Origin of the sequence: Bradyrhizobium sp. STM 3562 (genome assembly GCF_045571435.1) — a bacterium.
Classification (GTDB): Bacteria; Pseudomonadota; Alphaproteobacteria; order Rhizobiales; family Xanthobacteraceae; genus Bradyrhizobium.
The window spans coordinates 7,835,445-7,860,417 of sequence record NZ_CP120694.1; the positions used below are offsets into that span (position 1 = coordinate 7,835,445).

Genomic DNA, 24,973 nt, shown 5'->3' on the forward strand with positions numbered 1-24,973 from the left:
TCGGCCTTCCGGTGCGACATGAGCAAGACGCTGCAAACGGCTTGGCCAGAATTACCCACCGCGGCGTGGCGCGAGACTTGCGCAACCTTGCACCTCTTCACCCAGATCATCGGCAAGGTCAGGCTGTCGCGTACGCCCTGGCTGAACCATTCCTGGCATGTGACGCTTTACGTCACCGCGCGCGGGCTCTCAACCTCGCCGATTCCCGATGGTGCCGGGATCTTCGAGCTCGAGCTGGATTTCGTCGATCACGCGCTGCGAATTTCGACAAGCGAAGGCGATGCGCGAACATTCGCATTGGCGGGACATTCCGTCGCCAGCTTTTATGCGAAGACGTTGGCGGCGCTGGCCGAGCTCGGCATTGATGTCAAAATCGACGAGATGCCCAACGAGGTGCCGAACCCCGTGCGCTTCTCGCAGGACACAGGCCACGCATCCTACGATGCCGACGCGGTGCACCGGTTTTTCCAGATCCTCATCAACGCCGATCGCGTGTTCAAGCTGTTCCGCACTGGCTTTCTCGGCAAAGCGAGCCCGGTGCACTTCTTCTGGGGCAGCTTTGATCTTGCGGTCACGCGCTTCTCCGGCCGCAGCGCGCCGCGCCATCCCGGCGGGGTGCCGTACTTGTCCGACGCAGTTGCCATTGAAGCCTACTCACACGAGGTCAGCAGTGCCGGCTTCTGGCCGGGCGGTGGCGCGATCGATTATCCCGCGTTCTACTCCTATGCCTACCCGGAGCCTGCGGGATTTCGCACGACCCGCGTCAAACCCGATGCGGCTTTGTTCAGCGAGGCACTCGGGGAATTCGTCCTGCCCTACGATGCCGTGCGCATCTCAGAGCATCCCGACGGGGCGCTGCTGGATTTTCTGCAAAGCACCTATGAAGCGGCCGCGGACGCAGCGAAATGGGATCGCGCGGCGCTCGAATGTTCTCTTGGCGAGCCCGCCGTCGTGCGGGAAATCTCGTAAGAACACCCGTGCGTCGTGGTTAGCTGTCGAAGATCGCCGCCTCGGTAAAGGCGAGATCGCCGAGCTGCGGCGGCTTTGGTCCTTTGGCGTATTTGCGTCCGCGCTTTTCCGAATACCAGCCGACCATCCCCGGGACGGGACAGTTCGCGTCAAACCGAACCAACAGCCCGCCACGCCAAGCCAGGAAGCGTCCGAGATTGCCGGCAAAGCGCCTGAGATCGCCGATGTCGCGGCAATAGATCAGCCGGTACACGGGAACGAGATTCTTCACGCGGTGCCTCTGGAAGACGAAGGGATGGCAGTTGCGCCCCTCGCGCACCACGACGCTAAGGCAGCCGAATGCTGCGTGCTGGCGCAGCAGATCGGCTTCATAGGACGTGAGCCTGGACGCGTTCTCTTCCGAAAACAGCTCCACGCTCGCATCTGGCGCGGCCCTCGACATTGCCAACGCGCCATACACCTGTCCCTTGCAATAAACCGAGAAGCCCTGGGCTTCGACGGTGGACCAGGTATGCGGCGCCGGCGTGATGTTGAAATAGGTCACGCTCTTGTCGCGCGTGGCCGACCTGACCAGCAGCGAGGCAAAGGGCCTGTACTCAGGCTGGACATACCAGCTCGAGACGTTACACCTGATAACGGGTTCGCCGCCGGCGAGGACTTCCGAAAACAGCAGCAGAATGACGCCGACGGGCGCGCCCGCCTTATCGAGACAATATCCGAACGCGGGATAGCCGCGAGGTCGCGGGCGTCGTGTCTGCCGCTGCAGACCGCGCAGCCAATACTCCGTCGAACGAAAAGGAAAGCCGCGCGCCAGCAGCTCGGCGATGGCGACCAGATCCTGCTCGACGATCTCGCGAACGCGCAGCTTCGCGGCCGGCGCCGGCTGGCTGCACTGACGATCCAACTGCATGGTCCCGGCTTTAAACTGCACTGACCTGGCACGCTTTAAAGAATAGTGAAAGAATAGTGCCGCGTCGAAGGACGCAGCCAATTTGAGGCAATCTCGCCATGAGCAAATTGCGCTCCCGAACCGGGCTCCCGCAAGCGCGGGTTCGCCCGCTCGTGTGTTTACCTTAATGCAATATGGGCCCCATCTCCCGCGCGGCTTACGAGCGCGGAATGCGGATCATGTAGGTCTCGTTCTCATCCAAGCCGTCGAGCACGAACTTGCCGCCGTTAACCGGAATGCGACGCCGCAATCCGTCCCATCCCCACAGCTCGATCGTCCGCGCCCATTCCGGCAGCGCGATCTCCAGCTCTCGCCCCGGCCGGTCCGTCCACTCCGGCAGGTTCTGCCAGACGATGAGCTCGGCATCCGCGCCCGCCAGGCGATAAAGGCCGCGCGGCTTGTCGATGGAGTGAATCGTCATGTCGCCGGCAAGCCGCAGGATCATGCGCAAGACGACGGCGCGGATCTCGGGGGACCACGGATTTTCCGTCGCCGCCATCGCATAGGCAGGGCCATCGACGCGGATGGTGTCGCCGAGATTCCAGGGAAAGGCGAGCGCCGTCACCGGCGAATGCCCGTCGGCGCCGACCACGCTCACCTGATCCCAGAACGCGCTGAGAAACAGTTTTGCGGCGAGCTTCGAATCCTCCCATTCACCGAGGCGCGCGACGTTGAATTCGGTTGCGTAGAACTTCACGTCGCGCTTCAGCCCCATCGCCTGCTTGACCCGATCAAAGCAGGTCTGCACCGAGAATTCGCGCCCGTTCGTCATGGGGAACCATCTGGCGTTGTAGTAGGTGTGAAGATCGATGCCGTCGAGGCGACCGTCTTCGAGCAAATCGGCGATCGCAGGACCATAGCCGCGCAAGGTCGCATCGCGTTGGGAATTGCAGGTCGCGAAACCGCCGGGCACTACCTTGAGCGCGGGATCAACGCTGTGCACCCCATCGGCAAGGCCGGCCAACGCGTCGTGATAGGCTTTGCGCGGGATGCTCGCCAGGACGTCCGGCTCGTTGATCGCGGTGAAGATCGTCGCGCCCCAGCCCGTAATTCCATTCTCCCTTGCCCATTCGCCATCAGGGCGAAAACGTCTGGCCATCGCCTGTCCGGCGACAAACCAGTCCTGATACGAGCCGATCGGCTGCGGCGGATTCAGGGTCTGATAGCTGCCGTCATATTCGAGCAGGATGATCGGCGTGATGTGGTTGGCATGCGCCTCCAGCATCTCCGCATCGAAATCGTGGGGCGTGGGAATCCGGTCGAGCGTACGCCAGCCATATGAATTCATGCGCCCCATGCTGGCGCCGACGCCGTGCAGGGCTGCATAGAGTTGCGCGATCGGAGGGTGACCTGCGAGATGCGTCACGAGATTGCCGCCGCCGATCCTCTCGCGCAGGCTTACGCCTGCGGCGGTGCTTCCATTCGCTGCAAGGAAGGCTCCAATGAGAAGAGCGATGCTCGCCACGACCCGAACCCTGGCGGCCGGGCGGTCAGCTTGCGCGGCTCGCTTCGCGGGGGCCTCAGCCTGATGTGAGAGCCCGTTTCGCAACGCCATTACCGCCGCCCTGCTTTCAACGCTTGCAATGGCCAACCGCTTCGGCAGCGGCCCTGCAGGCCGTATCGACCGCGGTGGCGACGGCATCGTAAGTGAAACGTGCCTGCACATTCGCGCGCGCCGCAAGCCCTTTTGCTTGCAACAGCGCCGGATCCTGCGCGATGGCATTGAGCAACTCACTGAGCCTTGCAGGATCCCGTTCCGGCACGATCCAGCCGCCGTCGCCGACGACGTCGGGTATGGCCCCGCAGGTGGATCCGATCACCGGCACGCCGCAGGCCTGTGCCTCGATGATCACCCGGCCGAACTGCTCACGCACGGCATTCGTGGTGCGGGTGAGCAGCACCAGGGCATCGAGGCTTTGCAGGAAACTGGCGACTTCCGCCGGTGGCCCCCAGCCCCTGAAACTCACGCGTTCGCTTAAAGCCAATTGCTGCACGCGCTGGCGCAGCTTCGCTTCATGCGGCCCCTCTCCCATGATGCTCAAGGAGACCGCTGCCCCGCTCTTGGCTAGCGCATCCAGCGCATCGTCCAGACCCTTCTCTTCGACCAGCCGTCCGACATAGCCGATCCTGAAGAGGCGGTTGCGCTCCGCCGCCGATTTCGGGGCAGGTGTGAAGGTCGTCAGATCGACGCCATAGCCGATCGGCGTCACCGGTCCGCGATAGCCACGCGCGCGCACCACAGCGGTCGCATCCGGGCTGCGCGACAGCACATGGTCCGTGTGCCGCAGCAGATATTTGCGAATGGCCTCGAACGGCGGCGGCAGGCGCTTGAGAATGTTCTGATCGACCTCGAGCACGAGGCCTGCGCGCGCCCTCAGTATTTGCGCCTGCAGCGCAACGATGCTCCAGGGTTCTTCCCAAAGATGGATCACGTCGGGGTCGAGCTTGCGGAGCAATCGACGCAAGCCGGGATAGAAGTGCAGATACCAGTTCATCGGCCCCGCATGCGGGAGGCGAATGGGCAGGACGTGAGTCGTATAGCCGATCTCCTGGCGCGGCTCGGCCATGACAGTGCGGCCGAATTCCTTCCAGACCGTGGGCAGGACGAGATGCAGCTCAATATCGTTGCGCGACGCGAGATAGCGGTAGCGCAACCGTCCGGCGGCGTTGCTGACGGCCGGATGGGCAATCGAGACAATGCGAAGCGGCGCCGGGCTAGACACGTCCGGCGATCCTCGCGGCCGTTCCAGTAATGCCCGTCAGATGCATCGCCATTGCAGCCAGGTTGCGATGGCCGCCATTGATGGTGTTGCGGGGCAGGCTGAAGCGGTCCCGACCGTAACGGAGCAGGCCCTTGCGCGTGGTCGCCGCGCTCAGGAAACCGGCCTGCCGTGCCAGCGCGAAATCGCGCGGCCCGCAATCGCCGGAGCGCCCATAGGGAAAGGCGAAATGCTGCACGTTGATGCCAAGCCGCTCGTTCAAGCGCCTGCGGGATCCCTCGAGCTCGGCAACGGCTGCCTCGGGCGTGAGCGAGGAGACCCGCGCATGGCTGACCGTGTGAGCGCCGATCTCGATCAAGGGATCGTTCGCGAGAAGCTCGAGCATGTCCCAGGAGATCGCGTGTTTCCAATGCATGGCATCGCAATCGATGCCATTCTCCGCGCAGAAGTCCGCATAATGCCTGGCCGCGTCCGGCCCGTCCCACCAGGACGCGATGCGCTGATATGCCGTCCGCCGCGCCTCGGGCGTCGCAAGCCGGACAGTCTGTCCTCCGAGCATGACGCAATCGCGCTCAACCAGCGCCTGCTCGAGCCCCACCGACCAGAGCGGCACCGTTCCATCCGGGATGCCCGTGGTCACAAACAGCGTGAGCGGCACGTTGTGCCGGCGAAAGACCGGCGCGACCAGCTCGAACGTATCGCGGTAGCAATCGTCGATCGAGAAATTCACGTAACGGCTGTTGTCGGCCTCGCGCGCCGATCGCAACACGGCCTCGCCGATGGTCACCACATCCCATCCCTGCGCCACGAGATAGCCGAGAAAGCTGTCGAGAAAACCAATGTCGAGATAGAAGTTGCGGTTCGGCAGCTTGTCCCAGAGCTGCGAGGACGCGGCACGGTGAAACGTGAACAGGCAGCCTCTCGGGCCCAGCACCCGATCGGCTGCCCTGGCGATCGGCAGTGCGAGGGCGTTGGCGGCGAGCATCGCTGTCGACAGCGCGATCAACTCTGCTCCCCTCTCACATGCAAGGCACAGCGGACACGGCTTAGCGCCAAAAGTGCCACTCTCGGCATCAGAAGGCCGACGGCGCTGAAACGACGCATCGACGGCTGGTGAACGCTCACGCCGTCGCTCCCGCCTGCAGCTTGCGGATCACCAGCCCGATCGCGTCGAGCATGCGCGTGACGCCGTACTGCGCGCGGGCGCGGCCGGACGCATACTCCAATTGACCGCTGAGTGCATCGGGCTGCGCGAGGACGGAGGCGATCGCCTTGGCCAGCGCCTGGGGATCATTGGGCGGCACCAAAGTCCCCGCCCTGCCGCCGTCCAGAATATCCGGGGCGGCGCCGGCATCGGTTGCGATCACTGGCACGCCGGCGAGCATCGCTTCGACCAGTGTCCGCCCGAACGGCTCGGGATCGATGGACGGATGCACCATCGCGTCCACGGCCTTCATCAGCGTCGGCACGTCGCGCCGGTGACCGAGGAAACGCACCCGGTCGGCCAGGCCGCGCTCGAGCACCGTCTGCTTTAGCTCCGCCGCGTAGGCCTGCTCGCCGAACAGCGCGTCACCGACGATGATGCAGCCGACGTTCGGCAACGTGGCGAGCGCCTCGATCAGCACATGCTGCCCTTTCCACGGGGCGAGCCGGCTGAACACGCCGACCAGAGGCCCCGCCGGCAGGCCGAGCGCCTGTCTGAGCTCGCTCCGCGATCTCGGCTCGGGCGGCAACGCGAGCCCGTTCGGCACGATTTCGACCAGATCGCGTCGGCCGCCCGCTGCCATGAAAGCGGCCGCCGCAGCCTGCGAGGGTACGATCACCTTGGTGGCGCGTGCGTTGGCAAGCGCAACCTGCACCCGCCGCTGCACGGCGCCGAAATGCTCGGGGCTGATGATGTCGTGCAAATGCCAGATCAGGGGGCGCCTCACCAGCATGTTGGCGATCGCCGCAAGCACGAAGGCCTTCTGCGAATTGGCGTAGACGATGTCGTGGGTCCGCGACGCCCGCGCGATCTCGACGATGATTGCGGCAAGCCGGCCTGCCAGCGGAAGCGCCGTCAGCCAGGAGCTGTCGCGGCGAAATTGCGACAGGCCCTGCCCCCATTTCGATGTGATGAGCTTGAGCTGCTTGTCGGCGAGCGCCTTGCTGAGAGGACCTTGCTCGAACAGGAAGGCCGAAGACCGCTCTCGGCCTTCAACGACGTCGAGCAGGATCAGTTCGGCGCCGCCGATCTGCCCGGTGTGGTCCACGAACAGCACGCGTTCGGCCGACATCACCCTGCCCTGGCATATGCTTCGACTGGGACCGGCCGGGGCTCGGGCGCGGCACTGCGCTGGGGCTCCACCATGGTGACCGCGATCGCGACGTTTGCCGCACCGTGCGCTTTCGCTGCCGCCACCGCCGATGCGCTGCGCCCCATCAGCGAGCCATCGCCGCGCATGCAGAGGAGCACGTTATCCACGCCGGCAAAATAGCGGGATTTGCGGGGCGGCAGCGCGCTGTCGATCAACACGACATCATAGCCGTCGACCCCGGAGAGCAGTTCGGCGAGCTTCTTGCGCCACAGCAGATCCATGGTCTTGGCGGAGCCGCCGCCGGCGGCCAGCACGTCAAGATTCGGGTCGGCCGTCTGAACGACAGCATCGCGAACAGAAATTGAGCCGGCCACGACTCCCGCCAATCCAACACCACCATTGATCGCAAGCGCCTGCGCAAAGGCGGGCTTGAGCAGATCGCATTCTACGGCAAGAACGCGATGGTCGGCGGCGGCAAGATGCCGCGCCAGCGCCAATGTGGTTAACGACTTGCCCTCGCCATCCGCGAGAGAGGTCACCGCGATCCGCCGCCCGGGCTTCTCGTCATCGATGCAAAGCTCATGCGCGAGCTGCTCAAGCGCCTGCTGAAAGCCGGCATCCGCCTCGGCCAGTCGCAACATATCCGCAACCGTCGGCTGAAGATGGTTCTGCAGGATGGCGCCTATCGCAGATACCGGCCGCGGCTTGCTCAGCTTGGGAACGCGAGCAAGGATCGGCACGCCCGCGATCATCGCGAGCAGTGATCCACCTGCAGCCGGCGCGGCCGCGGCAGCCGTGAGCTTTCTCAATTCTCGCACGGAGGATGCGACCCTCGCCAGCGCCGTCGTAGTCTCTTCGCGCGCGACCGGCGCGGCCGCAAGTTCGCCATTCTGCGGCGGCGGATAAAGCTGATCGGCGAGCAGCGCCGCGGCGATGCCGAGGATCAGCGCCAGCGTCGCACCGGCGGCCAGGAACGGGATCTTCTTCGGAAAGAACGGCTTGTTCGGCAGCTCCGCCATGCTGACGAGGCGCGTGCTGCCGAGGAGCACGCGTCGCTCGGTCTCCAGCTCGCTCGCCTTCTTGTAGAGATCGGCATATTGCTGCCGCTTGATCTCGGCGTCGCGCACCATGCTTTCGATCGACGCCTCGTCGAGGGTGGCGGAGCCGGCTTGCGCCTTCGCGGCGTCCATCTCCTTTTTCAGCGAGGTCACCAGCGCATCGCTGGCATCGAACGTTTTCTGGGCGCTCGCCGCGATGTTCTGCATCTCGTCGGCCATGCGCTGCTGGATCAGCGCCTGCTCATGGGTGAGCGCCAGGATCGACGGATGCCTGGGCCCCAGCACAGCGGTCGCGCTGGCGAGTTGCGCGCTCACGGTCGTCAGTTGCTGCTTCAGGTCCGCCATCGTGCGGCTCGAGAGCACCGAAGGCGCGTCAGTCGGCCCTCGGGCCTGTTCGGACTTGATCTCCTTCAAACGCGCCAAGGCCTCCGCGCGCGCCGCCTCCGCGGCCGCGAGCTGCTGGCCGATGCTGGTCAGGCGTTCCGAGGCGATCGGCGCGTTGGCGCCGCGCATCAGCCCCTTGTTGCGGCGGAACTGCTGAATCTTCTCGTCGGCCTCCCGGAGCTGGCCATCGAGCTGCTTGAGCTCCTGCCATAACCAGGAGGTCGCGACTTCGCGGCTGTTGGCGCCCTCATTGCGCTGATCCTCCAGGAAGGCCGTCGTCAACGCATTCGCAAGCCGCTGGGCGACGTCAGGAAGCGGAGACTGATAGGAGATGTTGATGACGCGCGAACGGCCGGCAGAAGCCACACCGTAATGGCCTCCGATATAGTCGATGAAGCTCGCTGCGTCCGACGACAGCTTCTGGCACTGCCCGGCAGAGCCCAACAGCGAGCCATGCTCGCATTCCTCGACCACGGCGGGAACGACCCCGGGCGCGTTCATCACCTGCCGCAGCAGGCGCGGCGAGCGGATGACCAGGAGCTGGCTTTCGAGGTCCGCCGGATCGCCGATCTTCTGCGCCCAGGCCGGCGAGATGTTGCGCACGCCAGGCTCCTGCTCCGCGACGATGACGGAGGCCGTGGCGAGATAGCGCACCGGCAAGACGACGAGCGCGACGATGGCCGCGCCGATCGTCGCAAGAAAGACAGCCGAGAACACGCGCCTGCGGCGCCACAACCTGTTGAAAGCGTCCAGGCCGGATAAGGCTTCCGTTATGTGCGCGTGCCTCATCTTCTCGTTCTCGACAGCGTGCGGTCTATGCGATCAATCGGGACGGCGCACGGCCCTGACCGTTCGCCTGGAACTGCGCCAATTCCTCATTGACGGCGGAGACGAACTGCCTACGGAAACGCTCCGCCGAAAAGAGAGCGGCGCGCTGCCGGCAGTCCAAGCGCGAGATGCCGTGTTCGCTTGCGACGAAGGAACGGACGCAATCGGCGATCGACTGCGGATCGGGAGCGTCAAAGAACATGCCTGTCGGATGGGGGCCGGTTCCCAGCACCGACTCGCGCACGCCCCCACGCCCCAAGGCCAGCACCGGGGCGCCCTCCGACTGGGCTTCGACCGGTATGATACCGAAATCCTCTTCCGCGGCGAAGACGAACGCCCGCGCGCTCGCCATCAGATCGCGCAGGCGCTTGTCCGAGACGAAGCCCGTGAAGGTCACATTGGGGCCCGCCAGCTTCTTCAAGCGCTCGGCCTCGGGCCCATCGCCGGCCACCACGAGTTTCAGATCCGGCATCATGTTGAAGGCGCGAATGATCGGCTCGATCCGCTTGTAAGGCACGAGCCTCGAGGCCGCGAGAAAGTGATCGCTGACCGGGAGAATCGCGTCACGATTTGAAAGGTTCACGGGCGGGTAGATCACCCGCGCGTCGCGGCCATAGATCTTCTTGACGCGCCGCGCGACGAATTGCGAATTGGTGAAGATCGCATCCGGGCCGTGCGCGGTCCGCACGTCCCACATCCGCATGCGATGCAGGATGGTGCGCGCGATCAGGCTTTTGACGCCGGCATCATAGCCGCTTTCCTTCAAATACACGTGCTGCAGGTCCCAGGCATATCGCATCGGCGAGTGCACGTAGGACACATGGAGCTGGTCAGGACCCGTGAGCACGCCGCGCGCCACCGCGCAGCTCGAGGAAATCACCAAATCATAACCGGACAAATCAAATTGCTCGATCGCGAGCGGCATCAAGGGCAGGTACTTACGATGATGCTTGCCGAGCATCGGCATCTTCTGCAGAAAGCTCGTGTGCGACTTCTCAAAGCCGAGCTTCTTGCGGTCCTCCGGCCTCAGCAGATCGAACAGCGTGAAGACATCCGCGCCTGGATAGCACTGCAAAATCTCACGCAAAACTTGCTCGGCTCCGCCGATGACGTAGAGCCAATCATGAACAACAGCAACGCGCATTCCGGTCCCTGATTTTCGGGGCAATTTAATAAAAGCCTTAAGGGACCCATGGGTACGCACAACTCAATCCTAAATTCCTAGTTAACGTACCCTGGATTCGATCGCAGAATCTTAGGCCTGTCCGGTAACCAATCGGCGGCGTCGGTTGCGAATGTGGGAGCGCGTGGGCCGAGGGGACCTGAGCCTCAACGCAAGGCGAAAAGCGCTGCAGTCCAAGGCCTTCCCAGCCTCGGACGATGATAAAGTTGCTTGGTTAATAGTGTCTTGCGCGAGGCCAGCAGGGTTAATTCGCGGTTGTGCCACCTGCGGAAAAGCGCTGCGCCACTGCGCCGAACGCATTAAGGCCGCACCGAACGGGCGATCCGATCTGTCCGGTCGCCGAATCTTCTTTGGTCGCGCGCTCATCAACATTGGAACGGCGCGCTCGCCTTCCAACGAGGAGCATCCGCGACAGCCTGAAACCAGGCTGCCGAAAGGCTCGCGCGCTGACGCGCCGAGCCTTTCGGCCATGCTCCGTCGCCTTACAGCGGCTTGATCTGGACCTTACGGAATTTCACCACGCCGGAGCCGTATTGCAACGCGAACGGTCCGGCGTTCAGATGTTTTGAGTCCTGCACGTCGGCCGTTTTCTGGCCATTCAGCACGACGACGAGATGCGGGCCCTGTGCGGTGATCTCATAGGTATTCCACTTGCCGGCAGCCTTCGGCATCGGATCGACCTTGGCGACATCGACGATCGCGCCGGTGCCGTAGGTCGGGTCGGGCCGCTTGTCGAAAACATTCACCTCGTAGCAGGTCTTCGAATCGATCTTGTCGGGCTGCTCGCAGCGAAGGAACACGCCGCTGTTGGCTTCCTCGTCAACCCAGAATTCAGCTCTGATCTGGAAATCCTTGTACGAATTTTTGCTGACCAGATAGGAGAGGTCCTTGCCCTCGAGCTTGTCGGCGGTCAGCGCGCCGTCCTTCATCGTCCAATTGGCCTTACCGACCTCGTTCCACTCACCCTTGTTGTTTGCATCGAGCAGCGTGACCCAGCCGCCTTCTTGGCCCGACGCCATTTTTGTGAATGGGACTGTCGCGGCGCCGACCAGCAAGACCGCAGCGAGCATCGAAAAGCGTTTCATGAGCGAGAGCCTCCCCTTGTGTGTTGTTGGCGGCGCAACCTAGCATCACCGCCGGCGCGGTAAATGGATTTCTCATGCTGCAAATGCACGCTGAGCAGCCCGCCGGCGCATGCCCCTCGGCTTGCACGACACGAATGCGAGGGGCTAGCATGCGGGCACAATCCGCCGGCCATTCCGGCGCAAGAGAACTCGTAGGGGAAACGCCATGCACACCAGCAAACGTCTTTTGCGTTTTTTCGCGCTCCCGCTCTCGTTCGCCGCGATGTTGAGTATCGGCTCTGCCGCCGAACTCAATCCCGCCGCAGTCGTCTACAAGTTGCCCGACCAGATTCCCTGGGGGCCCGTCGATGCGCGGGGCGCGCAAAATGCGGTCGTGGTCGGCGATCCCTCGAAGCCCGGCTTCTACATCGTCTACACCAAGTGGACCAAGGGCAATCATTTCAGCCGCCCGCACTTCCACCCGAACGACCGTTACATCGCCGTGCTGCAGGGCACCTGGTGGGTGGGATCGGGCGCCAAATTCGATCCCGAGCACGGCACCGTGCCGATGCCCGCCGGCAGCTTCGTCACCCATTACGGCAAACAGGTGCATTGGGATGGCGCCAAGGACGAGGACACCGTTCTGCTGATCATGGGCGAAGGCCCCGCGACAGCGACCTCGGTGGCGGAGGAGAAATAGCGCGCTTCACGCTCGCCGCCCTCGGCGGCGGCGGCACAAGCAGCAGCATCGAGATCGAGGACCCTGCCTGGAACGTGCGCGCGGTCGCGCCGGCCCGGCGGCGCTCGAATGAACTCGATCTCGCCTGACGGAGGAGAGCAGCATGACACGGCAAATGGCGATGGTCGGCTTCCTGCAGGCGCAGAATTGTACCAACCTGCCGTGCTCATGGCGGCATCCGGATTCGCGCGACGATTCGATGTCGGCGGACTACTACCAGGAAATCGCCCGCATTCTCGAAGCCGGCAAATTCCACATGGCCTTCTTCGACGACCGGCTGGCAATGCCGGACCGCTACGGCAACGATCACGCCCACACCGTCGAATACGGCATCCGCTGCGTGAAGATGGATCCGCTCATCGTGCTGACCACGATGGGCATGGTCACCGACAAGCTCGGCCTTGCCTCGACCTGCTCCACCACCTATTTCGAGCCGTTCGACGTGGCACGCCGCTTTGCCACGCTCGACCTCATGACCGGCGGCCGCGCGGCCTGGAACGTCGTCACCTCGGTCAATGACGGCGAAGCGCTCAACATGGGCAAGGAAACGCATCTTGCGCATGATCTGCGCTATGACCGCGCCGATGAGTTCATGGAGGTGGTGCTCGGTCACTGGGATAGTTGGGAGGACGGCGCGCTGATCATCGACAAGGCAAGCGGCCGTTTCGCCGATCCGACCAAGGTCAAGCGGCTCGACCATGACGGGCGCTTCTTCAAGTCGCGCGGGCCGTTCACCGTGCCGCGCTCGCCGCAGGGTCACCCTGTCGTCATCCAGGCCGGCGCGTCCGGCCGCGGCCAGCGCTTTGCCGGCCGCTGGGGTGAAGTGATCTTCACCGCGGCACGCAATCTCGCCAGCGCCAAGCAGGGCTATGACGCGATCCGCAACGAAGCCGCCAAATCGGGCCGCGATCCCGACCAGATGCTCCTCTGCAACCTGACCACGCCGGTGTGCGGCGCGACCAAGTCCGAGGCCGAGGACAAGATGGCGCTGATCGAGAAGCTGCCGCTTCAGATCGATGCACTGTCGCTGCTGGCGGAGGGCTTGAACTTCGATTTCGCCGCCAAGGGCATGGACGAGCCGCTGACATCGGAGGAGCTTGCGGGCATGCAGGGCATGCTCGGCATCCGCGATGGCGTGCTGCGGACATCAGGCAAGGCCAACCCGACCACGCGCGATTTCATCGCGTTTTCCGGCCGCGGCCAGACCCAGGACGTGATCGTCGGCGGGCCGAAGGAGATCGCCGACAAACTGGAAGAGATGTTCGTGAACCGCGGCTGCGACGGCTTCGTCATCGCCGCCACTTACGTGCCGGGCTCTTACGCCGATTTCGTCCGACACGTCGTGCCGGAATTGCAGCGCCGCGGCCTGTTTCACCAGGACTATGCCGGCAAGACCTTGCGCGAAAGTCTGGGGCTGCCGCGGCCCGCTGCCGGCGCCTGGAAGACGCAGCCGCGCGTCGCGGCGGAATAGCATTGCCCCAACTGCCGTCGAGCGGGCGAACTCCGCCTTCATGTCCTTCAGCTTTGCCCCAGCGCAGCTCTCAAGCAGCCGCCGTTGAGGCTTGGCGCCGATCCGTGGACCATGACGTTCGGCTATCGCAGACCAAACATAGGCTCGTCTGCGATGATTGCGGCTACCGGGGCGCCGAGGTCACGCCGAATTGGCGGACGATGGCCGGGCTCTGCTCGGCGTCTCAGTCGCTGCGGTTCCGTGATCGCGGCGCAAGCACAATTCGGGCAGGTCGAGATCGATGTAACGCCACGAAACCGGAATTTCAGCCAGATGATCCCGAATGGTCCATGACAAAACGGACATTGGTCCCTCAGATCCAAATTCGCCATGTTACCCTCCTTCGATCGAAACAAGCTAGAAGACCGGCTGAGCTTGATGCCCCGACGAGCGCTTGAGAGCTGGTATCGGCAGAGCGCAGAATAGAATATTGCGTGGGTGATCGTCAGCGCGCGCGATGCCGTCGATCACGCACGCCCGGCAGCCTCCAAATCCGCGATCTGCTCTTTGAGCAGAGTAATGATCTCGCGCCGGTTCGCGCTGTTCGAGATGTAGTTGCAGCGGCGGACCGCTCCACCGATCGGAAAGACCAAGAGCACGAACCCGAACTTGCGATCGTAGCCACGTGACCTGCCGTTGAACCATTCGTCGAGCAACGAGGCGAGCACGCGCAGTTGTTCGCGAAACCGAGCCTCGATTGGCCCATCGTCAGGCATGTCATAGGGCATTGCGGGAGATCTCCGTCCTATTGAATGTGGCGCCACTGCATTCTTCGCTTTGAAACGTGAGGAGTAGACGCCTCGGCATCACAGGCCGCGTCGCCTGGATGCCGTGTGCGCGGATATGGCCTAGCTTAAAGGGGGCGCAGCTAAGACCGCCTCCATACAGCGCCATCCGATCATCTTCAAAGAGACTTGGCGCGCATTAGCCTATGTGAATGCCGTTCATCTTGCGATTGCCAACGACTGGGTCTCGCTGCAGTGATCTGGGCCTTACGTGAAGTTGATCGAAGCGTTAGCGAGCTGCAGTCGCACCACCAGGTTGCATTCCGCATGCTGGAACATTCGGCTCCCTCGACTATTCCCACGCGCATGAGCGAGTCGAGCACTGGCGAGAAACGAGCCATAAACATCCTCCGCGAATTGCATGCCGCCGAGGAGGAATTGGTCGGCAGAGTGGTCGTGATGACCGACGGCAAGGCTGGAGCGATCGATCACATCTACCTGGATGACGTGCACGGGCTTCGTATATCGATCAGCGGGCATGACGGCCAATGGCCGATTTCGACCGTGAAGTTCATCCGAAGCTGATGGCCCCTCACGACCTGAAGTTCACCGATGAAAAACGCGGCGGTTGCCTAAGAAACGCAAGATGGCATTTTCCGCAACGCCTCGCATGTTGGACGATTTAGATCGGCTGCGTGAACGCGCAACTGCATCCGCTGAGAACTCTGAATTGCTTCGCTTGCGCTCGCAATGATGCCGGAGGGTGGGTGCGCATCCACTTCATACCTACCGACCGGCTGAACACGCGGCAGAAATGGAATGGACTGCGCCCCGCGATCTCGGCCAGTGCGGCGATTTCGATGGGATCATCGAGATGGCTGAGAATGTAGTCCTTGATTCGAGCGAGGGTCGCTTTGCCGAGCATGCCGCGCGGCCCGCTCGCAGTCCCCGATGTATGGCGAGCCACCAGGCCATCAATGAAGGTGTTGGCAACCTCATTCCAGTAATGCGGCCCGTTCGGATAGCCGGCAGCACCTTCCAGCGCCAAAACGCGCGCAAGGTCGAAGAGCGCTTCGTCGTAGCCGGACAAGCGCTCCCTTAATTGCGCTCCGACCTTCCAACTCTCGGCAGCCGCGAATGCGAGCCGGCTCGGATGAATTGCGATCATCAGCACATCGAAGGCTTCCTTGACGTCGACAGCACACGACATATCAGCAGGATGGATCGCAAACGATTCGACTGAGACGTCGCCGCGAGAATCCTGTGACGACAGCTCGCAGTCGAGGCGAACCCGAGGATTCATTTGAAATTTGACAAAGTGCTGTTGCAGCAGCGCCCCATGATGGCCCCCCTCGCAAACCGCACGCGGAGGACGGAGACGCCGCTTTCGCCGGGGCGCTGCTCGCGCCCAGCAGCGTGGGCGTGTTACCGCCGTCGTCGACTGTTACGTAACCTTCCCACCAGGGTTTCATCCGAGGGCTCTTCCACGGTGACGTTTCGTTGTTGTCGCCTGGTCAAACCATATAGTCGCCGACTCCGGCATCAACATCGAGTGAATGTTGCAACCGTAACCAATCGGCGCGACCGGTCGCGTATTTGCAATCAAGACGTGGCTGCGCTTCACGGCGTCGTTATCTCGAAACGTGCGGCTGGATCTGCAGCGCGTGAACGGACAATCATCGGGATGACGCTGCGTTGGCCGGCCGATTGCTCGTCGGGCGAATCGGTTCAGTTTTATCGACGCTCAGTTCATCGGATCGATTTCAGGCCCTCGACATCGCGTGCGCCGAAAATCGAATTTCGCAAAGCCGTTCAAGCTGATTTGGCTCGTCCAGATCTTGTCGCAAAAATAATTCGCTTTGCGCTTCACCCAAATCAGTCGCATCCTCTTCGCATCCCGCCTCGATGAGGGGCGTACGCGTCGTCACGGACGTTGAGGCGGGATGCGGTGGACGCGATGGTGCTGTCTGACGAGCGGCATCTTTCGCGGACGGCGAAGTCGTGTGGTCCTGGCGCCCCGATGCTGGCGCTAAGTTTCGCTGGCACTCCAAAGGGGCTCGCGAGATGACGGTGGCAAGAAAGCCCGGTTCACCGAGGAGAGCGCGAAGTAAGCCGTAAGCCACTGCGCAGGGAAGGTCGGAGTGTCTCCGCCTGTACCTGTGGTCAACGCGCGCTCGCGCAATTTCTTTTGCGCGGGGGCCCCGGGTGCAGCGGTCACCCGGCCTTCCCTGCGCCCTCTGCATTCGAGAGGGCAACGTTCTCGGCACAACTCGGGCGCAACGCGCCGCGAGAACGCGGCTTCACATCCTCTTCGCTGTCTAAAAATCGAATCCGTCACCACCCCCGCGTCGTCCCGGACAGGCGAGTGACAGCGAGCGCCGATCCGGGACCGATAACCACAGGCCAAAGTTATTGCGAAGATCAACGTCTAACGGGCGAGCCTTACCGGTAGATTCCGCGGTATGTATCCTGGCTTTCGCCAGGATGACGAGAAGGGACTTGCTCGTCTCACTTTCGTTTCATCTTGGTCTCGAACGGCAGCGCGACGCCGGTCTTGATCTCCTTCAGGATCATGTTGGTGCGCACATAGCGGATACCGGGCAGGCGAAACATGAACGTGTCGAGGAAATCGTTGTACGCCTTCATGTCCCGCACGACGACGCGCAAATGATAGTCAGCATCACCCGTCGTCGCAAAGCACTCCAGGACCTCGCTGCGCCGGCTCACCTGCGCGACGAACTCGTCGACGAATTTTGCATCGTGCCGCTCCAGCGAGACGTGCAGGATCGCGGAGGTCGCAAAGCCCGCCTGCTCGCGGTCGATCAGTGCGGAGTAGCCACGGATCACACCGGCCTCCTCCAGCGCCCGCACGCGCCGCCAGCAGGCGGATGTGGACATGCCCACGGCATCGGCGAGTTGCTGATTGGTGGCGCGGCCGTCCTTCTGCAGTTCGGCGAGAATCCGCTGATCTTGCTCTTCAACCACGAAACGGCTCCGTTTCGGCAAATTCTACCAAATTTGAGCCCAACATGCAAAATTGTACCGAATTGGGGCCAACGAGGAGCAACGAATAGGTAAGATCTGCCAGCATCCAAGGATTAGCGTTGGACCATTCGACGCAATTGATGTCGGAGGTCGGCCATGGACGACAGACTCTCTCTCGACCTCTATCAGCTCTCCGATCGCTACGACCGCGAAGTCGGCCGCGTGTTCCTGACCGGCACACAGGCGATCGTGCGGATCGTGCTGGACCAGGCGCGGCGCGACCGCGCGGCCGGACACAACACCGCAGGCTTTGTCTCCGGCTATCGCGGCTCGCCGCTCGGCGGCATCGATCTCGAGCTCTGGCGTATCACGGATCAACTGAAGACGCATCGCATCGAGTTCCTGCCGGCCGTGAATGAAGATCTCGCCGCAACAGCGGTGCTGGGCTCGCAGCAGGTCGAGACGCAAGCCGACCGGCGGGTAGCTGGCGTGTTCGGCCTCTGGTACGGCAAGGGGCCCGGCGTCGATCGATCCGGCGATGCGCTGAAGCATGGCAATGCCTACGGCTCCTCGCCCCATGGCGGCGTGCTGGTGGTGGCCGGCGACGATCATGGTTGCGTGTCATCCTCGATGCCGCATCAGTCCGATGTCGCCTTCATGAGCTGGTTCATGCCGACGCTGCATCCGGCGAGCGTCGCCGAATATCTCGCCTTCGGCGAATATGGTTATGCGCTCAGCCGCTTCTCCGGCATGTGGGTCGGCTTCAAGGCGATCTCCGAGATCGTGGAATCCGGCGCCTCGATCGAGCTGCGTCCGCCGCGCCTGTTCGAAAAGCCTGATTTCACGCCGCCACCCGGCGGCTTACACTATCGCTGGCCCGATCTGCCGGGGCCGCAGATCGAGGAGCGGCTGGAGGCGAAGAAGCACGCGGTCTACGCGTTTGCGAAAGCCAATCCGATCGATCGGCGCATCTACGACATTGCGGACGCGAGCTACGGCATCGTCACGACAGGCAAGGCTCATCTCGACCTGATGGAAGCGATGCGGCTGATCGGCCTGGATGAGGCGGCGTGCCGCCGCTTTGGTATCGACATCTATAAGGTCGGCATGGTGTGGCCGCTCGCGCTGCATGACGCGATGGCCTTCGTCACCGACAAGCGCGAGATCCTCGTGGTCGAGGAAAAGCGCGGCATCATCGAAAGCCAGTTCAAGGAATATTTTTACGACTATCCGGGCGCAAAGGCCGAGCGCATGGTCGGCAAGCACGACGAGACCGGCGCGCGGCTGATATCCTGGATCGGCGAATTGTCACCGCGCGCGCTGGCGGACGTACTGGCACGCCGGCTCGATCCGATCTTCCCCGAGCTGCAGCTCGCGCGCCGCGTCGCTGCGCTGACGCCCGAGCCGCAGCGCGTCATCACGGTGCAAGGCGCGACGCGCACGCCCTATTTCTGTTCCGGCTGTCCGCACAACACATCGACGAAAGTGCCCGAAGGCTCGAAGGCGCTGGCCGGCATCGGCTGCCACTTCATGGCGAGCTGGATGGATCGTGAGACGTCGTCGCTGATCCAGATGGGCGGCGAAGGGGTCAACTGGGCGGCATCCTCGAAATTTACCGGCCACAGGCACATCTTCCAGAATCTCGGCGAAGGCACCTATTACCATTCCGGCTCGATGGCGATCCGCCAGGCGATCGCGGCCGGCGCGAACATCACCTACAAGATTCTCTTTAACGACGCGGTGGCCATGACCGGCGGGCAGCCCGTCGACGGTCCGATCAGCGTTCATGCCATCGCTCACAGCGTCCGCGCCGAGGGCGTATCGCGCATCGCGCTGGTCTCGGATGATCCGGCCAAGTTCGAAGCGAAGGATTTTCCGCCCGGCGTGACCATCCATCCGCGCGAGGAGCTGGATGCCGTGCAGCGCGAGCTGCGCGAGATCTCCGGCGTCAGCGTGCTGATCTATGAGCAGACCTGCGCCACCGAAAAGCGCCGCCGGCGCAAGCGTGGCCAGATGGCAGACCCGGCCCGCTTCGTCTACATCAACGAGCTCGTCTGCGAGGGCTGCGGCGACTGCTCGGTGGAATCGAACTGTCTCAGCGTCGAGCCCAAGGAAACGCCATTCGGCCGCAAACGGAAGATCAATCTCTCCACCTGCAACAAGGATTTTTCCTGCCTCAACGGCTTCTGCCCGAGCTTTGTCACGATCGAAGGCGGCAAGCGCCGGGCAAAAACAGCGTCCGATCTCGATCCGCTCGCGCGCGCGGCCACGCTGCCCTTACCGGCGCCGCAAAATCTTCAGAAGCCCTATGATCTCCTGGTGACCGGGGTCGGCGGCACCGGCGTCATCACGGTGGGCGCGCTCATCGCCATGGCGGCGCATCTTCAAGGCCGCGGCATCTCCGTGCTCGACTTCACCGGCTTTGCGCAGAAGTTCGGACCCGTGCTGAGCTATCTGCGCCTCGCGGCGACGCCGGACCAACTGCATCACGTGCGGATCGACCAGGGCGCCGCCGATGCCCTGATCGGGTGCGATCTCGTGGTGAGTTCGTCGGCAAAAGCGTCCGGCACTTACCGCAAGGGCATGCGCGCCGCGGTCAATACCGCGGAGATGCCGACCGGCGATGTGGTGCGCTATCGTGATGCGGACTTGGCGAGCGCGACGCGGCTTGGCGCGATCGAAAGCGTCGTCGGAACAGGCAACCTGAAGACGCTCGACGCCAATGCGCTTGCCGAGGAACTGCTCGGCGACTCCGTCTATGCCAACATGCTGATGCTCGGCTTTGCCTGGCAGGACGGGCTTGTTCCGGTCTCGCTGTCCGCGCTGCTGCGTGCGATCGAGCTCAACGACGTTGCGGTTGCGCGCAACAAGCAGGCTTTTGCCTGGGGCCGCATTGCCCGAAGCGATCCCGATTTTCTCCCCAACGCCGTACGCCGCGCAAACTCCACTCCCGAGACCCTCGACGAGGTCATCGGACGGCGCAGCGCATTCCTCGCGCAATACCAAGACCGCGCCTATGCCGCTCGGTACGAGGCAATCGTCGCACGAATCCGCCGCGCCGAGCGTGAGCTGGGCAGCGAAGCTTTAACCGATGCCGTTGCGCGCTCGCTATTCAAGCTGATGGCCTACAAGGATGAATACGAAGTCGCGCGCCTGCACATGGAGAGCGGCTTCCTGGACGCGTTGCGGAACGAGTTCGAGGGCGATTTCAAGATCAGGTATCATCTCGCGCCCCCCTTCCTGCCTGCAGAAAAGGATGCGCGCGGGCGGCCACGCAAGCGCGCCTTTGGCCCTTGGATGCAGCTTCCGCTCAAGCTGCTCGCGCGCCTGAAATTCCTTCGCGGCACCCCGTTAGACGTGTTCGGCTATACGGCTGAGCGGCGCGCCGAGCGGGAATTGATCGCCTGGTACGAGCGGCAGATCGAAGCCATGCTTGGCCAGCTCTCGCTTGCCAAGCTTCCTGATCTCGTCGCAGTCGCCAGAGCGCCGCTGGAAATCCGCGGCTACGGTCCCGTGAAGGAGGCCGCCATCCCCAAGGTGAAGGCGGACGTGGCGCGATTGACGGAGCGCCTCGCGTGACTGCCGCCCTAGAGCGGTTCACAGCTTAATTGAATCGGGAGGGATTCCGGATTTGGGGCGAATGTGATTCAAGATGCTGGCTGGGACTGGAGGCCAGCATCCGATGGTTCGACCAATTTCCAATGACCTGCGTAAGCGTGTTGTTGCGGCGGTTGCGAAGGGTGAGAGCTGTCGTTCGGTCGCAGCGAGGTTTGGCGTTGCGGTGTCGTCCGTGGTGAAGTGGTCGCAACGTTATCGCGCGACCGGCTCGGTAGCGCCCGGGAAGATGGGGGGCCATCGCAAACCCGTCCTTGAGCCGCATCGCGCCTTCATCAAGGAACGGATCAGTCAGACGCCGCATGTGACGCTTCACGCCCTAAAGGACGAACTGGCGGCGCGCGGGATCAAGGTTTCCCACAATGCGGTTTGGCTGTTTCTGCGTCGCGAAGGGCTGCGGTTCAAAAAAAACGCTGCTCGCCCTCGAGCGAGCTCGCTCAGACGTCGCGAGTAGACGCCAGCGCTGGCGTTCATGGCAGGCCAACCTCGATCCCCGACGCCTGGTCTTTATCGACGAGACCTGGATTAAGACCAACATGGCCCCACTGCGCGGATGGGGGCCAAAAGGCGAGCGGGTGCGGAGCTTCACGCCACATGGCCATTGGCGGACGCTGACATTCCTTGGCGCCTTGCGCTGCGACCGCCTCACCGCACCGTGCCTGTTCGACGGCCCAATCAACGGCGAATGCTTCCGCGCCTATGTCCAGCAGGTTCTCGTTCCGCAGCTTCAGCCCGGCGACATCGTCATCATGGACAATCTCGGCAGTCACAAGTCGGCGGTCCTGCGCCGCTTGATCAAAGCCGCCGGCGCGAGGCTCTGGTACCTGCCGCCATACTCCCCGACCTCAATCCGATCGAACAGGCCTTCGCCAAGATCAAGCACTGGATGCGCGCCGCCCAGAAGCGCACCATCGACGACATTTGCCGCCATATCGGCAGCCTCATCACAACCATCCAGCCCAACGAATGCAGCAACTACTTCGAAAACGCCGGATACGCTTCTATCAAAACGTGAAACGCTCTAGGAACGAACCGCCACTCTGCGATCGGTCGCGGGCGAAATCCACGCCAACAGCGCGGTCGCGATCACCGCAACGACGATGTTGAGGATCAGCGCGCCGAGGCCGACATAGAACGTGTAGGTCGCCCCGCCGAGGCTGACGCTCGCAAGTGGCTTCAGGCCATTGCTCCAGGCCGTCCACGAGCCCCATGCAATGCCGGCAGCCCAGCCGATCAGCAGGCTTTCCGCGCGGAACCAGCGGGTATAGATGCCGAAGACCAGCGCAGGAAATGTCTGGAGGATCCACAAGCCGCCGAGCAGTTGCAGATCGAGCGCATACTGCACCGGCAGGAACAGCGTGAAGGCCAGCGCCCCGACCTTGACGATCAGCGAGGTGATCTTGGCGACCGAGGCCTCGCCGGCATGACTGATGGTCGGATCGAGATAGGTCTTCCAGACGTTGCGCGTGAACAGGTTGGCGGCACCGATGCTCATCACCGCCGCCGGCACCAAGGCGCCAATGGCGATGGCGGAAAAAGCGAAGCCAGCAAACCAGGACGGGAACAGCGTCTTGAAAAGCATCGGCACCACGTCGTTGGGCGAGGCGACCTGGATGTGGGCGGCATGGGCCATGTAGCCGAGCAGCGCGATCAGGCCGAGCAGCAGCGTATAGGCCGGCAGCAGGATCGCATTCTTGCGGATGGTATCGGCGGACTTGGAAGCGAACACGCCGGTCAAGGTGTGCGGGTACATGAAGGCGGCAAAGGCCGAACCGAGCGCCAGCGTGGCATAGGCCAGCATCTGCGAGTCCTTCAGGATCAGGCCAGTGGCGCCGCCCTTCACGGCAAAGGCATCGCCGGCGGCGGCAAACACCGCGCCATAACCACCGAGCTTCGCCGGCACGATGACGACCGCCACCAGCACCACGATATAGATCATGGTATCCTTGACGAAGGCGATCAGGGCCGGCGCGCGCAGGCCGGAGCTGTAGGTGTAGAGCGCGAGGATGATGAAGGCCGCGACGATCGGCAGTTCGCCAGAAAGCCCCATGGCCTTGATGACGGCGCCCATGCCGACCAATTGCAGCGCGATATAGGGCATGGTCGCGACGATGCCGGTGACGGCGACGGCAAGCTCGAGGGCGCGCGAATTGTAGGTCCCGTGTACGACATCGGCCGCGGTGACGTAGCCCTTGGCATGCGCGGCCTTCCACAACAGCGGCATGACCGCGAAGACGAAGGGATAGACGATGATGGTGTAAGGCAGCGCGAAGAAGCCGTAGGCGCCGACCGCATAGACCAGGGCGGGAACCGCGATCACGGTATACGCCGTGTAGAAATCGCCGCCGACCAAAAACCAGGTGATCCAGGTGCCGAATTGCCGGCCGCCCAGACCCCATTCGTCAAGATCCGCATTCACCGGACCGGACTTCCAGCGCGCCGCCAGAAAGCCCATCACCGTGACGAGCACGAAGAAGAAAATGAAAACGGAGAGTGCGACCCACTCGAGCTCAACGGGCATGACGGCTCCCCTCAGCGAGCTTCGTCATGCGGACGGCTGCGATAAACCAGCCAGATCAGAACCGAGGTAATCGGCACCCAGGCGAGCTGATACCAATAAAAGAAGGGAAAACCGAACAGCGCAGGGTCTTTGAAATTGTAGAAGGGCACCCACAACAGACCGACAAACGGCAGCAGCAACAACGTCCACATCAGCGATCTCAGCAACGAGCCGGCTTCTCCGGCCTCTCTCATCCAACGAACTGGGCGGCGGATTAGAGGCAAATGAATTATATTGCAACGTGCAATGCCGAAAATGTGATCAAGCGACCGGCCGAGCTGCGCCCGCTATTCGATCTTGATGCCGGCCTGCTCGATCACGTGACGCCAGTGCTGCTCCTGGTCACGAACATAGCGATCGAGTTCGTCCGGCGGACGCGCGACCAGGACGAGGCCTTCGCTGACGCTGAGCTTCTTGAACGCTTCCGATTGCACCGCCTTGGCAGCCGATTTGTTCAACCGATCGACAACCTCGCGCGGCGTCCCCGAGGGCGCGAACAGGCCATACCAGCTCTCCGCGACATAGCCGCGGACGCCGGCTTCGGAGATGGTTGGGAGATTGGGAAAGGCCGGCGAGCGGTCCGCCGACGTCACCGCCAGCGCGCGCAACTGTCCGGCCTCGATCAGCGGTGCCGCGCTCGCAACCGTTGTGAACATCACCTGGATCTGGCCGCCGAGCAAATCCGTGATCGCCGGCGCGGCGCCCTTATAGGGCACGGTGGTCAGATCGACCTTGGCGAGCGACTTGAACAGCTCGCCGGCAAGGTGCGCGGACGTGCCGGTGCCGTAGGTCCCGTAGGACAGTTGCTCGGGCGCGGCCTTGGCCGCGGCGATGAGATCCGGGATCGATTTGATCTCCGATTTCGCGTTGACGACAACGATGTTGTAGGAGCGCGCGACCAGCGCGACGGGCACGACGTCCTTGTGCGGGTCGTAGGGCAACTTGGCGTAAAGGCTCGGATTCACCGCATTGGCGAACGTGCCCATCAACAGCGTGTAGCCATCGGCTTCGCTGGTCGCCACTGTCTGGGTACCGATGATGGTGCCTGCACCTGGCTTGTTTTCGATGATGACCGACTGCCCGAGGTCCTTCTCCATCTCCTGCGCCAGCGCGCGTGCGATCACGTCCGTACCGCCGCCCGGTGCGAACGGCACCACGATCTTGATGATCCGCTCAGGATAGGATGCGCCCGCAAAACCGTTCGACAGCAAGCTCACCGACACACATGCTGCGAACGCGAACAGACACCGGCTCAGCCGCTCCTTGCTTGGCAAGCCCATGGGATCTTCCTCCCTGAAAGCGCACGCTTCCTTGACCCTTCCGTTCTCCGCCATGCATCCGACGAAGAACGCCCGCGCGCCATTCTCCGTGGACGTTCGGACTTGGA

The 24,973-nt window shown here is 63.0% G+C and carries 19 protein-coding genes and 1 pseudogene; 6 read left to right on the forward strand and 14 right to left on the reverse strand.

What is annotated here, in order from left to right:
* Window positions 1-18 precede the first annotated feature (18 nt).
* Window positions 19-969, forward strand: coding sequence for a DUF5996 family protein (locus tag P6U23_RS36275; protein ID WP_407177074.1), 951 nt, complete (start codon window positions 19-21; stop codon window positions 967-969).
* A 19-nt stretch (window positions 970-988) separates the two neighbouring features.
* Here the strand turns inward: P6U23_RS36275 and P6U23_RS36280 are convergent, their stop codons facing one another.
* The 8 genes from P6U23_RS36280 to P6U23_RS36315 all read right to left on the reverse strand — a co-directional run bounded on the left by P6U23_RS36280 (window position 989) and on the right by P6U23_RS36315 (window position 11,473).
* Entirely contained in the window at window positions 989-1,879 is an 891-nt protein-coding gene (locus P6U23_RS36280) for an acyl-CoA acyltransferase (RefSeq protein WP_407177075.1), read from the reverse strand.
* Window positions 1,880-2,075: 196 nt separating this feature from the next.
* The gene (locus P6U23_RS36285) at window positions 2,076-3,383 is read right to left on the reverse strand and encodes a hypothetical protein (RefSeq protein ID WP_407177076.1); all 1,308 of its coding nucleotides are present in this window, start codon (window positions 3,381-3,383) and stop codon (window positions 2,076-2,078) included.
* A gap of 106 nt (window positions 3,384-3,489) precedes the next feature.
* The gene (locus P6U23_RS36290; protein ID WP_407177077.1) at window positions 3,490-4,641 is read right to left on the reverse strand and encodes a glycosyltransferase; all 1,152 of its coding nucleotides are present in this window, start codon (window positions 4,639-4,641) and stop codon (window positions 3,490-3,492) included.
* Window positions 4,634-5,623 (reverse strand): polysaccharide deacetylase family protein, encoded by a 990-nt coding sequence (locus P6U23_RS36295; RefSeq protein ID WP_407181705.1) that lies wholly within the window; start codon window positions 5,621-5,623, stop codon window positions 4,634-4,636. The genes P6U23_RS36290 and P6U23_RS36295 overlap by 8 nt, the downstream gene beginning before the upstream one ends.
* 136 nt (window positions 5,624-5,759) lie before the next feature.
* On the reverse strand, window positions 5,760-6,917 hold the full coding sequence (locus P6U23_RS36300) for a glycosyltransferase (protein WP_407177078.1): 1,158 nt from the start codon (window positions 6,915-6,917) through the stop codon (window positions 5,760-5,762).
* Window positions 6,914-9,166, reverse strand: coding sequence for a GumC family protein (locus P6U23_RS36305; RefSeq protein WP_407177079.1), 2,253 nt, complete (start codon window positions 9,164-9,166; stop codon window positions 6,914-6,916). Before P6U23_RS36305 ends, P6U23_RS36300 begins: the two co-directional genes overlap by 4 nt.
* Window positions 9,167-9,191: 25 nt before the next feature.
* Window positions 9,192-10,349 (reverse strand): glycosyltransferase, encoded by a 1,158-nt coding sequence (locus tag P6U23_RS36310; RefSeq protein ID WP_407177080.1) that lies wholly within the window; start codon window positions 10,347-10,349, stop codon window positions 9,192-9,194.
* Between the two features lie 521 nt (window positions 10,350-10,870).
* Window positions 10,871-11,473 (reverse strand): DUF1080 domain-containing protein, encoded by a 603-nt coding sequence (locus P6U23_RS36315; RefSeq protein ID WP_407177081.1) that lies wholly within the window; start codon window positions 11,471-11,473, stop codon window positions 10,871-10,873.
* 205 nt (window positions 11,474-11,678) lie between these two features.
* Here P6U23_RS36315 and P6U23_RS36320 point away from each other — a divergent pair, with 205 nt between their 5' ends.
* Both P6U23_RS36320 and P6U23_RS36325 read left to right on the forward strand, forming a co-directional pair.
* A complete protein-coding gene (locus tag P6U23_RS36320) occupies window positions 11,679-12,152 on the forward strand; it encodes a cupin domain-containing protein (protein WP_407177082.1) in 474 nt (157 codons plus the stop codon).
* Between the two features lie 142 nt (window positions 12,153-12,294).
* Complete coding sequence (locus tag P6U23_RS36325; protein WP_407177083.1) at window positions 12,295-13,662, forward strand: LLM class flavin-dependent oxidoreductase; 1,368 nt, start codon at window positions 12,295-12,297, stop codon at window positions 13,660-13,662.
* 506 nt (window positions 13,663-14,168) lie between these two features.
* Here P6U23_RS36325 and P6U23_RS36330 read toward each other — a convergent pair.
* The gene (locus tag P6U23_RS36330; protein ID WP_407177084.1) at window positions 14,169-14,429 is read right to left on the reverse strand and encodes a hypothetical protein; all 261 of its coding nucleotides are present in this window, start codon (window positions 14,427-14,429) and stop codon (window positions 14,169-14,171) included.
* A 363-nt stretch (window positions 14,430-14,792) separates the two neighbouring features.
* Here P6U23_RS36330 and P6U23_RS36335 point away from each other — a divergent pair, with 363 nt between their 5' ends.
* Window positions 14,793-15,011 carry a PRC-barrel domain containing protein gene (locus P6U23_RS36335; protein WP_407181706.1) on the forward strand — a complete coding sequence of 73 codons (219 nt, stop codon included), beginning with the start codon at window positions 14,793-14,795 and terminating at the stop codon, window positions 15,009-15,011.
* 97 nt (window positions 15,012-15,108) lie between these two features.
* Here the strand turns inward: P6U23_RS36335 and P6U23_RS36340 are convergent, their stop codons facing one another.
* Both P6U23_RS36340 and P6U23_RS36345 read right to left on the reverse strand, forming a co-directional pair.
* A complete protein-coding gene (locus tag P6U23_RS36340) occupies window positions 15,109-15,636 on the reverse strand; it encodes a hypothetical protein (RefSeq protein ID WP_407177085.1) in 528 nt (175 codons plus the stop codon).
* A 1,298-nt stretch (window positions 15,637-16,934) separates the two neighbouring features.
* Window positions 16,935-17,411: an Lrp/AsnC family transcriptional regulator gene (locus tag P6U23_RS36345; protein ID WP_407177086.1), complete on the reverse strand. Its 477-nt coding sequence runs from the start codon at window positions 17,409-17,411 to the stop codon at window positions 16,935-16,937.
* Between the two features lie 156 nt (window positions 17,412-17,567).
* Here P6U23_RS36345 and P6U23_RS36350 point away from each other — a divergent pair, with 156 nt between their 5' ends.
* Window positions 17,568-20,990, forward strand: a complete 3,423-nt coding sequence (locus P6U23_RS36350; protein ID WP_407177087.1) for an indolepyruvate ferredoxin oxidoreductase family protein — start codon at window positions 17,568-17,570, stop codon at window positions 20,988-20,990.
* Window positions 20,991-21,093: 103 nt separating this feature from the next.
* A pseudogene (locus P6U23_RS36355) lies at window positions 21,094-22,041 on the forward strand (IS630 family transposase).
* Between the two features lie 6 nt (window positions 22,042-22,047).
* Here the strand turns inward: P6U23_RS36355 and mctP are convergent.
* The 3 genes from mctP to P6U23_RS36370 all read right to left on the reverse strand — a co-directional run bounded on the left by mctP (window position 22,048) and on the right by P6U23_RS36370 (window position 24,866).
* Window positions 22,048-23,547, reverse strand: coding sequence for a monocarboxylate uptake permease MctP (gene mctP, locus P6U23_RS36360; RefSeq protein WP_407177088.1), 1,500 nt, complete (start codon window positions 23,545-23,547; stop codon window positions 22,048-22,050).
* A gap of 11 nt (window positions 23,548-23,558) precedes the next feature.
* Window positions 23,559-23,738 (reverse strand): DUF3311 domain-containing protein, encoded by a 180-nt coding sequence (locus tag P6U23_RS36365; protein ID WP_407177089.1) that lies wholly within the window; start codon window positions 23,736-23,738, stop codon window positions 23,559-23,561.
* Between the two features lie 135 nt (window positions 23,739-23,873).
* A complete protein-coding gene (locus P6U23_RS36370; RefSeq protein ID WP_407177090.1) occupies window positions 23,874-24,866 on the reverse strand; it encodes a Bug family tripartite tricarboxylate transporter substrate binding protein in 993 nt (330 codons plus the stop codon).
* Window positions 24,867-24,973: the final 107 nt, after the last annotated feature.